Source organism: Streptomyces sp. NBC_00569, assembly GCF_036345255.1.
Classification (GTDB): Bacteria; Actinomycetota; Actinomycetes; order Streptomycetales; family Streptomycetaceae; genus Streptomyces.
The window spans coordinates 9,599,302-9,612,712 of the sequence record NZ_CP107783.1 but is presented as its reverse complement, the minus strand read 5'-3'; the positions used below and the strand labels follow the sequence as shown (position 1 = coordinate 9,612,712).

Genomic DNA, 13,411 nt, shown 5'->3' with positions numbered 1-13,411 from the left:
GCACTGCGTCAACGACCGGGGACTGAAAGTCCCGGGCTTGCGCAACGGGCGCCACTGGCTGTGGTGCTGCGTTTGCGTCCTGTCCCACGCTCGGTGTTCGGGGGTGGGTCTGGGGCGGTTGACTGCGCCCCGCGTCGCCACAACTGTTCCGCGCGGTGGCGGATGTTGCGGGAGCCGTTCCAGTCCGCGTGTGCAACGACACCGCAGGACCGGCATGCGAAGCGGGCCTGACTGGCCCGGTTCGCCTTGTCAATGTGCCCGCATTCGGCGCAGGTGCGGAAGGTGTACGCCGGATCCACGTGCACCACCGGTACCCCCGCTCTGCGGGCCTTGTACGCGATGAACTGGCCGAGCTGGGCGAAGCTCCAGCTGGCGTGGGTGGCCCGTTGGGGCTTGCGAAGCCGTACCCGCGCGCGGATGCCCGTCAGATCCTCGAGGGCGATTCCGCGTCCGGTGCGTTCTGCCTCGGCCACCACATGTTTCGCGATCTTGTGATTGATGTCCTTCACCCGCCGCGACTCCTTACGCCTGCGCTTCTTCAGGCGCCGTCTGGCGGACGGAGTGTTCTTACGCTGGAGTTTCTGACGCAGGGTACGTTCGCGCAGGCGTCCGCGGTTGAGCCGGCGTCCGGCCATGATCCGACCGTCCGAGGTGGTCGCGATATTCACGATCCCCAGATCGATCCCCAGGAACTGGGTGACGCTGGTGTTGAGTTCGGCCTCGGGGACCTCGCAGGTGGCGATCAGGAACCACATGCCGTCGCGGTACAGCAGATCGGACTCGCCCTTGCGATACAGGGCCAAACGCGCCACATGTTCGGGCGAGGCGGTGAACGCCACCTCTTTCATCCGGCCCGACAGCGTCCAGATCGACACCGTGCGCTCGGTGTGCTGCCAGGACAGCATCCGATCGTCATACGGCTGCGCGCCCTCCGGCCGGAACGCGATCGGTTTCTCGACCGCCCGCCGGTAACGCTGCGAGCCAGGTTTGCCGAGGTTTCCTGCCTTCAGGTTCGCCTTGAGCGTGATGTAGGCGTCGCTGGTCTTCTTGATGACGTGCTGGGAGGCCTGAGCTCCGAGCCCCCATCGGTCCTTGACCGCCGTGTAGGTGTGCTCGCGCAGGGCGAAATTGCGTTTACGTCTCTTTCGAATGCCACTGAGGACACCCAGGTCGAGGCCTCGTTGCAGGCGTGCAGGGTTGCCTCAAGTGCCGCGGCCTGCACGGGCGTCGGCAGAAGTTTCACCTGCACCGTCAACTTCACGACCGCGACGTTACCTGCCTCCCGATATACCGGCATTCGAACAACGCACATTCCTCACCGGGCACTCCGGCCCGGTTTCTTGCGGGCGCTCCGCGCCCGTTGCCGCGGCGATGCGGAGCATCGCCGTCACCGGAAGCGATTCCTCCCGGGGGTGAACCCCCCGGGGTTCCTCGCAAGAGCACGCTGAAAATCTCTGTCGGCCGCTCGCCGGATCCCTGCGCCCGCTGCTTCATTGAGCCCTGAAGCAACAGCGGAACATGAGCAGCGCGGCGATTCCTTTCGGAGACCGGCAACAGGGGCGCGCTCCGCTCGCGTCACCGGGGTCGGCCGCTCCGGGATCTCGCCGCGCCCCTCAGCGAGCGCCCCGTCGTCGTGAGCCGGCCCGGCCTCGTCGCCGCCGGTGCGGGTGACCGCACGGCTCACGGACGTGGCGGAGACATGAGCGGAGTCGCTCGACCGGCCGCGGGTCAGGGCTCCTCCGGGCCCTCCTCGTCGATTTCGAACCAGACCGTCTTCCCCTCCGGTTCGGGGCGGATGTTCCACCGGTGCGCCAACACGTCGAGCAGGACGAGGCCGCGACCGGAGGAGGAGAGTTCTCCGGGGGCGCGCCGGTGCGGGACCTCGTCGCTGCGGTCGGTGACCTCCACGCGCAGTCGTCGCCGGCCTTGGGCGGCGCCGCTGATTTCGGCCCGGAGGACGGCGGCATGTTCGGTGTGGATCAGTACGTTCCCGAGGAGTTCGGAGACGAGCAGGAGGACCGTGTCGACCTGCTCCGGCCGCCCCCAGTCGTGGAGCAGGCCCTGGAATTCGATCCGTGCGTCGGCGAGGCCCTGGGCCTGATCCTGTTCGAGGGTGAAGCGCAGGTGCCTCCCGGTCCGGTTCGCATGCACATCCGACGGGTCTCGGCGCAGGAGCAGCATCGCGATGTCGTCCTCCGTGAAGGAGGCACCGGGCTGGTCTCCCGCCTGTGCGGGGGCCGGAGCCACGACCGCGCTCAGAAGCCGGTCGGCCAGGCTGTCGAGATCTTCAGGACCGCCTGGGGTGAGCGCGTTGCGCACACGGAGCCAACCGGAGTACATGTCGTGGCCGCCGGACTCGATGAGACCGTCCGTGCAGAGCATGAGGATCTCGTTCTCGCGCAGGGAGACGACGCTGACCGGGTAGTCGTCCTCCCCGAGGTCGAGCCCGAGGGGCAGGCCGCCCCGCACGTGCTTCAGCAGACAGGTGCCGTCGGGCAGGCGCAGCACGGGATGCGGGTGCCCGGCCCGGGCGATGCGCAGGATGCCGGTGGCGGGATCGGCCTCCAGGTAGATACAGGTGGCGAAGCGGCCTTCGCCCAGTGACGTCAGGAAGCGGGACGCGCGTACCAGAACGGCGTCCGGGCCGTGGCCCTCGGCGGCGTAGGCGTGGATGGCGGTGCGCAGTTGCGACATCAGCCCGGCGGCCTGCACATCGTGACCCTGGACATCGCCGATCACCACTCCGAGGCGCCCGTTGGGCAGGAGAATGCTGTCGAACCAGTCACCGCCGACCATGAGTCCCCCGCCGGTGGGCACGTACCGGGCGGCCACGGTGAGGCCGTCGACACCGGGGGCGATCCGGCTCATGCTGCTGCGCAGCCCCTGGGAGAGCGCGCGGTCCGCCTGGCCGTCGTACGACTGCTCGATGCTCTGGCTGAGCAAACGGGCCATGGTCACCAGCAAGGGGCCGAAACCGTCGGCCATCTGTACCGGGGCGTCGAAGGCCGCCATCCATACGCCGGTGAGCTGGCTGTACGTCGTCAGGGGCAGGAAGGCCCAGGCCTCACACCCCGTCTGTCCGTCGAGCTGCCAGGCGGACGGGAAGCGATCGCGATACTCCTGCGGGGAGGCCAGGAAGACGGGGCGCCCGGTCCGGGCCACCTGCGCGGCCGGGTGGATCGTGCCCAGGGGCAGTCGCAGCGCGTCGCCCTCGCCGTCGCGGAAGCCGACCTGGCCCACGCACTTCAGGAACTCGCGGTCCGCCCGGAACACCGCCTGACCGCACAGCGGCAGGGTGGCGTCGGCCAGCTGGGAGATCAGGGTCAGCGCCTCCCCGAGGGATGTGGCCCGGGCCAGGGAGTTCCCCGTCACGAGCAGGTCGGCTCCGCGGTGGCGCATCCGCTCGGACACGTTGCCTGACCCGTCGAGGGTCGGGCCCGCCAAACGGTTGAGAGTCGCGACCTGACGCATCTCGACTTCGTACTCCTCGGAATTGCCGTGCTCGCGCCCGCCACCCACCTGCGGCACTCCCGTCTGCTCGGCGCACTCTGCCTTCCCGCTCCCCCCATGTTCCGTTGATCAGCCCTGCCTCGCCTGCCCACTCTCACGTCCCGGCGCCCTGCGACCTCCCGATCCGCGTCGAACGCATGGACGGCTGCGAAGCGGCGGGACGAATGCCGACGGGCACAGCCTCGACCCTGTTGTCGCGGTGTTCGGTCATGGCTGCGGTGAGTCGGCCCTCTCCTGGATCTGAGCCGCGGGAAGGGCCAGACCTTGAGGACATCGCCGGGTGCTTCTGCCCACCCGGGACGGCAGGCCGACAGCGCGCTCTGCTCCATCTGGAGTACGGCGGGACCTGCACACGTCCGGTGCACCGACGCAGTCCGCGAGCATCGCCCGAGCCCGCACACCGATCTCCCGGGGCTGCGCGGGCCCATGCGCCGGCTTCCCCACACCGGGCCGTACGACGACAGGCCGTTCGACCCTGCAGACGTCGTCAGGGCGGCGGCGGAGCGGCTCAGGGCTGACGACGCGCGAGGATGACGCCTCCCAGCCTGCTCTCGGCGGAGGTGAGGGTCTTGTGCGTCTCGACGGCGAAGCCGGCTTCGCCGAGCCACTCGATCATCCGGTCATGCTGCCGCCGATGGACATAGACCCTCATCGGATGCCCGCCATAACCCTCGGTCTTCCATGTCGACTCGTCGCCGACATGGAAGCTGAGCAGGAGCGGCGCGCCCGGCCGAAGCACCCGACGGAAGTGTGTGAGAACCGAGCCGATCTCGCCGTCCGGAATGTGGATCAGTGAGTACCAGGCGACCAGACCGGCTACCGAGGCATCAGCCAAGTCGAGATCCGTCATCGAGCCGAGATCGAACCGCACACCAGGGTGATCACGACGGGCCGCATCGATCATTCCCGGTGACAGATCGATGCCGAACGCGTCCAGTTCCAGCTTCCGCAGGTGACCCGTGATCCTGCCCGTCCCGCACCCCACGTCCACGACCGGCCCGCCGCCTCGGACACGCACCAGGTCGGCGAACCGAGCCAGGACCGCGCGTTCTTCGGGTGTCTCGTCCAAGAGGTGACGTGTCAGCTCTGCGTAACTCGAAGCCACGGTGTCATAAGACGTCCGCGTATCTGCCAGCCAGTCATCTGTGTTCGGTCCCAGTTCCACCGACCGAACGCTACCCAAGGCATCCAGCGGCGTGACAGACCGCTTCCAACGCCGCCGCTGAGGCTTTACAGATGCCGACATGGTGGTGGCGACCCGCACCGGGAATCGCCGCGCACCCTCTCGACTCCGAGCGACATGAACTGGGGTCCGGCCCGGCCTCACCGGCGCATGCGATGCCGGCGAAGGAATCACCTTCACCGAGCTGGCGTCCGCACGCCGTGAAGCCGCGATCGTCCGCATGTGCCTCGACAAGCGCGCGTCGGCGAAGGACTATCCGTCGGACTGCCTCTAGCGCAGCCGCTACCGGCGCTGAGCCCGCCTCGCGCGAAGGCCCCGTTCAAAGCCGAGTTGCAGGTTCTGCCGACAGCGGAGGCTATGCCTTCCGCGAGTCGGCGATCTTGTCCAGCTCACGCATCGCCTCGGCGTGGGCGCTCATGCGTCTGCTCAGGCTGCCGCTCGTGAACAGTGCCACGCCGGCGGCCGACACCGGCATGGACAACCCGAGTACGGCCAGCGCCTCGGGCCAGTCACGTTCGTTCTGACACCAATCACCGTTCTGCAGGCCTTCGTTGGCGGTACCGCGCTCCGTCAGCAACCGTGATTCGCACTCGCGGGGGTATCGGTCGCCCGGCTCCTCATCGACCTGGTACGGGAAGAGGAGCAGCACGGCACACCATGTCCACAGAAGCGCCGCCAAGGCCAACAGGCCGACACCCCAGGCGCGTATCCGACTGGCCCGGTCGCGGAAGTCAAGGTCGTACTCACGTGATCGCATGGCGGACGAATCTAGCAGCAGCCGCTCGCTGCTCCTGACGCTTGTTGCGGTGGTGACCTGCGCTGCTTTCCCTGCCGGCGGCCACTTGACGGACAGTCATCTGGACGTCGGCGGGGACACTGCGTTGATGCTTTGGGGGTATCTGCTCGATGCTCGCCTCGGCCGCCCGGTGCTATGGACGGAGCACGACCTTTCCGTGGGTGTGCCCACGTTCCAGCTCGCGGAACGCGTCTCGCACGCGCTCCAGCGGGTAGGTGCGGGCGATCGGCACCTCCAACTCCCCGCATGCTGCGAGCCGGGCCAGCTCGCCGAGCACGACCGCGCATGCCGCCGAGCCTTCTCCGTAGGTCCGCGCGCCGACCCTGGCCGCAGCCTGCCAGTCGCGGATCGTGTTGATGCGCTCGGGCCGCACGCCCAGCTCCACAGCCAGGTCCACATAGCCGTCGCCGAACGTGTCGATGAACGCGTCGACGTTCCCGCCGGCGGCCTGCCGGATCCGCTCGGCGGCGCCTTCCCCGTACTCGACCGGGACGACACCACGGTCCTTCAGCCAGGCATGGTTCCGCTCGCTCGCCAGCCCGATCACCGTGGCACCGCGCCGCCGGGCGAGCTGCACGGCAAGCGACCCGACGCCACCTGTCGCACCGGACACCACGACCGTGTCGGCCGGTCCCGGGTCCACCGCGAACACGGTGGCGTACGCGGTCGTGCCAGCCACGTACAGGGCCCCGGCCACGTCCCAGGGCAGCTCCTTCGGACGGGAGACCACGTTCACATCGTCGACCACGACGAACTCCGCTTGGCTCGCTCTGCCATGGGTGAAGCCCAGGACCTCATCGCCCACCGCTAAGCCGCGCACCTGTACGCCGATCTCCACCACGACGCCGGCCAGGTCACTGCCCTGCCCGGAGGGGAACGCGGCCGGCCGGCGTTCGTGCCGCGCGCCCTTGCGGATCATCACCTCGCCGGGCTGGATCCCGGTCGCGCGGACCTCTACCAGCACCTGCCCGGGGCCGGGCGCCGGGCGCTCCACCTCCTCCACCCGCAGCACATCGATCTCGCCGTACTCATGGAACCGCACTGCCTTCATGACGGGATCGCCCCCCTTTCCCCGGCTGCGGCTTGCTCCGTGTTCCGCCGGACGGAGTCTGGCGGTGAGGTGTTCGAAAACCAGTGGAACAGCGTCGCTGTCCACCATTACTGTGCTGCCGGACCAAGTCGCCCAGGCAAGGACGTCCCGTTGTACACCGTGTGAGACCCCCCGAGTGCTGATTCGTCGCGCGTCGCGCTTGTTGCGCCGCGCTGCTTCTTGCTGCGGACTTCTCACTGAAACCGGTGTACTTCTGTGCTCAATAGCTGGGTGGTCATGCCCACCTGCCTGCCGCTCGTCCTTCGCCGTTGCCACACCTGCGCGTCCGAGCGCTTCAGGGCGAACGGCAAATTCCGCGTCAACGCACACCACAAGCTCCTCGACGCCTGGCTCCTCGTGCTCTGTACTGCTTGCGGGGACACGGCAAAACTCTCGGTTCTGGAGCGCGCGCATGTGCGCTCCGTACGACCTGAGATGCTGGACCGGATGCATGACAACGACCGTGGTCTGGCGGCCGAGTTGCTCCAGGATCCGGTCGTGCAGCGCCGTAATCGCATCGCCCTCGACTGGGACAATGCCTGGCGCCTCGACACCGGCGGATCGGATCACCTGGACCTCGAGGTGATCGACGTCTCGGTCCGCTTCGCGGCGCGGATCCCTGTCCGGCCGGTGCGACTGATCGCTGAAGGTTGCGGTCTTTCGCGGGGCGAGGTCGAGAGACTGATCGCGGAGGGGAAGCTCGTGTCGGCAGTCCGGCTGAGCGGCAGGCTCTCCGGCGACTTCACCTTCACGCTCAAACGCTGAGCTCTCCTCAAGACCAGGGCCTGTCCGGCACGTTGCGCCGGACAGGCCCTGGATCACCTGAGCCTCGTCACCCCGGCTGACGGTGAGTGGGCGGCGTCAGTCGTCGATCGCCTGGTAGAGCGTCGTCCAGAAGTCGAGCATGAGATGCACCGGATCCGGGACGGACGCTCCGACCTGGGTGAGCAGGATCCCGGTGAGCCCGTTGACCGGGTCGGCGTACGTCGAGGCGCCGCTTCCGCCGTCCCAGCCGAACTGGCCGATGGGCGCGTAGTCACCGCGATAGGTACGCACCGCCATGCCGAAGCCCCAGCCGCCGTGCTGCCCTTGGCCGAAGGACACATGGACGTTGTTGACGGCCAACTCGTGCCGGGCGGCCTGCTGTTCGGGCGAGAGCCGGTTGGTGGTCATCAGCTCGACGGCGGCCCGGGACAGGATCCGCTCGCCCTCGTGCATCCCGTGGTTCAGCAGCATGCGGAAGTAGGCGTGGTAGTCGTCGGCGGTGGAGTTCAGGCCACCGCCGCCGCCCTGGAACGCCGGAGGCGTGCTGTGGCGCCCCGTCGCGGCCTCGTCCCACACCTGGAACTCTCCGGTCCCCGGGTCGGGGGCGTACAGGGGCGGCAGCCGGTCGAGCTGGTCCCCGGGCACATGGAAGCCGGTGTCCTTCATGCCCAGCGGCTCGAAGATCCGCTCGCGCAGGAACGACTCGAACGACTGGCCCGTGACCCTGGAGACGAGCACGCCGACCAGGTCGCTGCTGATCTGGTACTGCCAGCGCTCGCCGGGCTGGTGCATCAACGGGAGGGAGCCGAGACGGCGCATCCACTCGTCCTGCTCGGGCATCGGCGTCGGCATGTTGGGGGTGATCCCCTGCTCGAAGACCGCGTTCATGATCGGAGTGCCGATCACGGTCATATCCATGCCGAGCCCGAACGTGGAGGTCAGCACGTCCCGTACGGTGATCGGCCGCCGGGCCGGCACTGTCTCGTCCAGCGGGCCGTCGAGCCGTTTCAGCACCTGACGGTCGGCGAGTTCCGGCAGCCAGCGCTCCACCGGGTCGTCGAGGCGCAGCCTGCACTCGTCGAGCAGGACCATCGCCGCCGCGATCGAGACCGGCTTGGACGTCGAGGCCATCCGGAAGATCGTGTCGCGGCGCATCGGTGCGCCGCCGTCGTGACGCATCGTCCCGATCGTCTCGACATGCGTCTCGTCACCCTTGCTGAAGAGGGCGACCACCCCGGGAATCTTCCCTGAGTCGACATGCCGGGCCAGCACGTCGTGCACCCTGTGCAGCCCTGCCTTGGAGAAGCCGCGGTTGGACATGGTGGAGTGCTCCTTTGACTGAGAATGAGAGAGCGGGTGGTCAGCAGCCGAGCCGGTGGGCGATCACATCAAGCACTTGCCGCGGATCACGTGCCATGCGGACCCGAAGCCCGATCTCGGCGATCCCGGCGGCGAACCCCGGATGGCCGGGCAGGACCACGCAACCGCAGCAGCCGCCCCGCCAATTCCCCACTCACACTTGCCGACCTTCCCCCAGGAATCACGCGCTGATACTAGAGGGAGTGGGCTGAGGCGGTGCCCTGATTGCCGTGGCAAGTTGTCCTGGGATTTGGACAGTTGCCGACGAAGCACTCCAACATCGTCGGCCCGCACCTGTACGGCTTCTGCGTCTGCGTCCGCGTCTCCGAGGGAACGGGCACCGCCACCGCGCCGGAGGCGGTCGGCGGCATCGCGGCCGACGTCGCCGAGCGCGTCGGCGACGCCGACGGCCCCCACCATGACGAAACCGGACGTTCCGCGACTGTCCGCGGACGTCGAACGGCCCGCCTCTCCGGCACGGATACCGGAAGGGCGGGCCGCTGTCGGTCGCGGTCGCGTACGTCCGTGATCACACCGGCTTCACCGATGGTCTCTGGTGCCGCGCTCGGCGCCCCTCGGACCCACCACCCCCTGAGACAAACCAGGAATGGTGCCCCACATGGCGTGGCCGGGCTCGATCGCCCGCCTCCGAGCGGCATCCCGCCACGGAGAGGAGTCACTAACGGAGCGGACACGGCTGCGACACCCCGCAGAAACGGGTGGTCCCTAATTTCTGTCGGACGACAGGAATTCCGCAGGATCACGCCTCCGCGACAGGGGACCGCCATGACCGTGACCACAGATTCCACAACACCGCCTCCCCCTCCGCCGCCCGGCCTCACGGACGACGGCACGCTGGCCACCTTCGGCTACCGCCAGGAGCTACGGCGGCAGATGGGACGGTACGCGTCCTTCGCCGCCGGGTTCTCCTTCATCTCCGTCCTGACCACGGTCTTCCAGTTCTTCTCCCTGGGCTACTCCTTCGGCGGGCCGCTGTTCTTCTGGACCTGGCCGGCCGTACTCATCGGCCAACTGCTGGTCGCCGCGTGCTTCGCCGAACTCGCCGCCCGTTACCCCATCTCCGGGGCGATCTTCCAGTGGTCGACCCGGCTGAGCCGCCCGGCCTTCGGCTGGTTCACGGGCTGGATCATGGTGATCGGTCAAGTGGTCGTGGTCGCCGCCGCGGCACTCGCGCTGCAGGTCGTCCTGCCCCCGATCTGGTCCGGGTTCCAGCTCGTCGACGGCGACCCGGCGCCCACCACGGCGACCGGGGCGGCCAACGCGGCCCTCCTGGCTCTCGTCCTGCTGGCGCTGACCACGGCCGTGAACGTGCTCGACAACCGCGTCATGTCGGCCGTCAACCGGATCGGCGTCACCGCCGAGATCATCGGCGCGATCCTCATCGTCGTGCTGCTGTTCACCCACGTCGAGCGTGGTGCCGGCGTGACGTTGAGGACGGGTGGCCAGGACGGCACCGTGGCGGCACTGCTGGTGGGCTCGTTCACCGCGGCATACGTCCTCATCGGCTTCGACAGTGCGGGCGAGATGAGCGAGGAGACCCACAACCCCCGTCGCACCGCTCCCCGCACCATCCTCAGTGCTCTCGCCACAGCGGGTGCCCTGGGCGGCCTGTTGCTGCTCGGCGGTCTTCTCGCAGCCCCCAGCCTCACCGACGGCCGCCTCTCCACCGAGGGGTTGAGCTACGTCCTCACCAGCAGCCTGGGCGACGGCGTGGGCAAGGTGCTCCTCGCGGACGTGGCGGTGGCCATCTCCGTGGCCACGCTCGCCATCCAGACCGCCGGCAGCCGGATGCTGTTCTCGATGGCGCGCGACGGGATGCTGCCCTTCTCCGCACGGCTGGCGAAGGTCTCGCCGCGCACGGGCATGCCCTTCGTCCCGGCACTGGTGGTGGGCGGACCGGCCGCGGCGCTCGCCCTGCTCAACCTTGCTTCCCCGGAGGCGTTCGTGGCCATCGGCACCACATGCATCGCGATGCTGTATCTCGCGTACGCGGGGGTGACTGTGCCGATGCTGTTCCGCCGGCTCAAGGGCCAGTGGCCGGCGACGGATTCCGGAGACCGTGACGAGATGGGCAGGCCACTGTTCTCCCTCGGGCGCTGGGGTCTGCCCGTCAATGTGCTCGCGGTCGTCTACGGGCTGTTCATGACGGTCAATCTGTCCTGGCCGCGCGCCCAGGTGTACGACCCGGCAGGAGGCCACTGGTACTTCCAGTGGTTCACCGTCCTGTTCGTCGGCGCGACGGTGGCCGTCGGTGCGGTGTGCCGGGGCCGCGCGGGGGCTGCCCCGGCGGTCAGGGGTCAGGACCGTGAGGAGCCGGCCGAGGCCGCGCGTATCTGACCGGGCACGGGCCCGGCCGAGTCGTCTCTACTGCGCCGCGAGGAGCTGTTGCCCCTCGCGGCGCAGCCGTGCCAGGGAGCGCTGCGGCACGCCCGCGATCCGCAGTGCCGCGTCGGCCGTCGCCACGGCGAGGGCCGCCGGATCGCGGGCGGGGTCGGCACGCCGGACGAGAATCACGCTCTCGGTGAGGCCGAAGAGGAGGTCCGTACGGAGCGTCAGTTCCTCGGCGCCGAGCGCCGCACCCGGCTCCGTGCCGGCCAGCAACTCCCCATAGGAAGCCTTCAGTTCGGTCCGCACCCGGTGGAAGACGCCAAATCGTGCCGTCTGCACCTCGGGCAGAAGGTACAGGGCCCCGAGGTTGTGCGGGCCACGGCACAGCAGCGTGACGTCGGAATGGCACAGGGCCCACAGTCTCGACTCGGCGGCCGCTCCAGTACGGGCCACGAGTTCGCGGGCGATCTCCAGCGAAGGACGGACGGTCCCTTCGAGCAACGCCGCGAGGATCGCCTCCTTGCCGTCGAAGTAGTGGTAGAGCGATGCCTGTCGCAGACCGGCCCGCTCGGCGACCGCCCGGGTCGAGGTCGCGGTGTAACCGTGCGTGGTGAACAGCTCGGACGCGGCGGCCAGCACCTCTTCGCGCGGCTCCAGCCCGCTGGCGGGACGCTCCTGGGCGCGCGGTCGGCCGACTTTTCTGCTGGTGGGCGGGCTCACTCCGTGATCCTCGCACAGGGCCGCGAGTTCCTCGCGGGCCGAGCCGCCGAAGTGAGGTGCCGGTTACCACGCCGAAATGCCCGGGCAATGGCACCGACTTGCCCCGCACCTAATTTCTGTCGCACGACAGAAATAGCGTCGAGCCGGAGGTTCAGCCGTGGCGACAGCCTCAGCAACAGCGTCGGCCTACGGGGCCCGCGATCACGCCCGCGCCCAGGACGGCACACAGTGCGACACCATGCCCATACTCCCCGCGAGCAGTTGGCCGACGCCCCCCGAGGGCATCGCGGCCGAGGATCTCGTGTGGGCCGAGACCGTGGCAGGCGGCAACTACACCCACAAGGTCCTGGCCCGTGGCACCGAGTTGCGCCTGACCGACGTCACCGGCGACGCGTGCGCACACGTCCTGCTGTACAGCGCCGACTGCCCCTGGGAGCGGCTGAACACGGCCGACACGGTCAAGGTGTTCTGGAACGCCTACCTGGGCGAGAGACATCTGCTCCTGTCCGACCAGGGCCGGGTCCTCGCCTCCGTCACCGAGGACACCTCCGGCCGGCACGACGCCCTCAGCGGCACCTCCACCCGAGTCCTCAACACCCAGCGGTACGGGGACGGAACTCCCCAGTCCGCCACCCCGGCCGGACGCGAGCTGTTCAAGCTCGCCGCCCTCAAGAACGGCCTCGGCCCGCGGGACATCCCGCCGTCCGTCTCCTTCTTCCAGGGCGTACGCATCAGCGAGGACGGCACCGCCGGCTTCACCGGCTCCGCGGGCGCCGGCACGTCCGTCACACTGCGCGCCGAGCAGCCGCTGACCGTACTCATCGCCAACGTCCCCCACCCGTTGGACCCTCGGCCCGCGTACATCTGTGGACACCTCGAAGTCCTCGCGTACCGGGCCAGGCCGACAGCCCCCGGCGACGCCCTGTGGGACGCAACGCCCGAGGGCCGCCGCGCCTTCCTCAACACCGCCGAACAGCTCCACGCCAGGGGGATCGCATGACCGTCACCACCACCCCTGCGGGGCGCGTCGTCCTCGACCGGACCGTCCCCGCCCGCTCCGCCTGGTCCGCCGTCGTGCGCACGGGCCAACTGCTGACCATCACCGACCTGTACGGGAACCAGGCCGCGGACTTCCTCGTCTACGACGCCCACGACACCTCCGTGCGCTACAGCGCGCCCGACACCATCCAGGCCCAGGGCAACATCTTCCTGACCACCGGGTCGGTGCTGCTGTCCAACGAGCACACCCCGCTGATGACCGTCGTCGAGGACACCTGCGGCCGGCACGACACCGTGGGCGGGGCCTGTTCCAAGGAGTCCAACACCCTCCGCTACGGACACCACACCTGGTCTCAGCACGCCTGTGTGGAGAACTTCCTCGCCGAGGGCAGCAAGCACGGTCTGGACAAGCGCGACCTGGTGTCCAACATCAACTGGTACATGAACGTGCCCGTCGAGGCGGACGGCACCCTCGGCATCGTCGACGGCATCTCGGCGCCGGGCCTGAAGGTCGTACTGCGCGCCGAGACCGACGTCATCGCACTGCTGTCCAACTGTCCGCAGATCAACAACCCTTGCAACGGCTTCCACCCGAGTGCCCTGCAGACGACGATCACCGAGCCGGACGAGAGCTGAAGCC

Annotated in this window: 10 protein-coding genes and 1 pseudogene; 4 read left to right on the top strand and 7 right to left on the bottom strand. The window is 68.9% G+C overall.

Annotated features, from left to right (window positions below):
* Positions 1-8: 8 nt before the first annotated feature.
* From OHO83_RS43355 to OHO83_RS43335, 5 genes and pseudogenes are all read right to left on the bottom strand, one after another.
* Positions 9-1,261, bottom strand: a pseudogene (locus OHO83_RS43355) (RNA-guided endonuclease InsQ/TnpB family protein).
* Positions 1,262-1,728: 467 nt separating this feature from the next.
* Complete coding sequence (locus OHO83_RS43350; RefSeq protein WP_323187154.1) at positions 1,729-3,528, bottom strand: ATP-binding SpoIIE family protein phosphatase; 1,800 nt, start codon at positions 3,526-3,528, stop codon at positions 1,729-1,731.
* A 490-nt stretch (positions 3,529-4,018) separates the two neighbouring features.
* Positions 4,019-4,675, bottom strand: coding sequence for a class I SAM-dependent DNA methyltransferase (locus OHO83_RS43345; protein ID WP_266680835.1), 657 nt, complete (start codon positions 4,673-4,675; stop codon positions 4,019-4,021).
* 373 nt (positions 4,676-5,048) lie between these two features.
* Positions 5,049-5,450, bottom strand: coding sequence for a hypothetical protein (locus tag OHO83_RS43340; RefSeq protein WP_266680833.1), 402 nt, complete (start codon positions 5,448-5,450; stop codon positions 5,049-5,051).
* A gap of 172 nt (positions 5,451-5,622) precedes the next feature.
* A complete protein-coding gene (locus OHO83_RS43335) occupies positions 5,623-6,540 on the bottom strand; it encodes an NADP-dependent oxidoreductase (RefSeq protein ID WP_266680832.1) in 918 nt (305 codons plus the stop codon).
* A gap of 255 nt (positions 6,541-6,795) precedes the next feature.
* Between OHO83_RS43335 and OHO83_RS43330 the strand changes: the two genes are divergently transcribed.
* The gene (locus tag OHO83_RS43330; protein ID WP_266680830.1) at positions 6,796-7,344 is read left to right on the top strand and encodes a DUF1062 domain-containing protein; all 549 of its coding nucleotides are present in this window, start codon (positions 6,796-6,798) and stop codon (positions 7,342-7,344) included.
* 96 nt (positions 7,345-7,440) lie between these two features.
* Here the strand turns inward: OHO83_RS43330 and OHO83_RS43325 are convergent, their stop codons facing one another.
* Positions 7,441-8,664, bottom strand: a complete 1,224-nt coding sequence (locus tag OHO83_RS43325; RefSeq protein ID WP_266680828.1) for a serine hydrolase domain-containing protein — start codon at positions 8,662-8,664, stop codon at positions 7,441-7,443.
* An 825-nt stretch (positions 8,665-9,489) separates the two neighbouring features.
* Here OHO83_RS43325 and OHO83_RS43320 point away from each other — a divergent pair.
* The gene (locus tag OHO83_RS43320) at positions 9,490-11,061 is read left to right on the top strand and encodes an amino acid permease (RefSeq protein WP_266680826.1); all 1,572 of its coding nucleotides are present in this window, start codon (positions 9,490-9,492) and stop codon (positions 11,059-11,061) included.
* A gap of 27 nt (positions 11,062-11,088) precedes the next feature.
* Here the strand turns inward: OHO83_RS43320 and OHO83_RS43315 are convergent, their stop codons facing one another.
* Entirely contained in the window at positions 11,089-11,772 is a 684-nt protein-coding gene (locus OHO83_RS43315; protein ID WP_266680824.1) for a TetR/AcrR family transcriptional regulator, read from the bottom strand.
* Between the two features lie 238 nt (positions 11,773-12,010).
* On the opposite strand from OHO83_RS43315, the gene OHO83_RS43310 reads away from it, so the two are divergent.
* Together OHO83_RS43310 and OHO83_RS43305 are read left to right on the top strand one after the other, a co-directional pair.
* Entirely contained in the window at positions 12,011-12,772 is a 762-nt protein-coding gene (locus OHO83_RS43310; protein ID WP_330280668.1) for an urea amidolyase associated protein UAAP1, read from the top strand.
* Positions 12,769-13,407: an urea amidolyase associated protein UAAP2 gene (locus OHO83_RS43305; RefSeq protein ID WP_266680820.1), complete on the top strand. Its 639-nt coding sequence runs from the start codon at positions 12,769-12,771 to the stop codon at positions 13,405-13,407. Before OHO83_RS43310 ends, OHO83_RS43305 begins: the two co-directional genes overlap by 4 nt.
* The last annotated feature ends 4 nt before the right edge of the window (positions 13,408-13,411 follow it).

Excerpts from the sequence above, each read along its gene's own strand:
- OHO83_RS43320 (WP_266680826.1), top strand. The coding sequence starts at position 9,490 with ATGACCGTGACCACAGATTCCACAACACCGCCTCCCCCTCCGCCGCCC.
- OHO83_RS43310 (WP_330280668.1), top strand. The coding sequence starts at position 12,011 with ATGCCCATACTCCCCGCGAGCAGTTGGCCGACGCCCCCCGAGGGCATC.
- OHO83_RS43340 (WP_266680833.1), bottom strand. The coding sequence starts at position 5,450 with ATGCGATCACGTGAGTACGACCTTGACTTCCGCGACCGGGCCAGTCGG.
- OHO83_RS43325 (WP_266680828.1), bottom strand. The coding sequence starts at position 8,664 with ATGTCCAACCGCGGCTTCTCCAAGGCAGGGCTGCACAGGGTGCACGAC.
- OHO83_RS43305 (WP_266680820.1), top strand. The coding sequence starts at position 12,769 with ATGACCGTCACCACCACCCCTGCGGGGCGCGTCGTCCTCGACCGGACC.
- OHO83_RS43335 (WP_266680832.1), bottom strand. The coding sequence starts at position 6,540 with ATGAAGGCAGTGCGGTTCCATGAGTACGGCGAGATCGATGTGCTGCGG.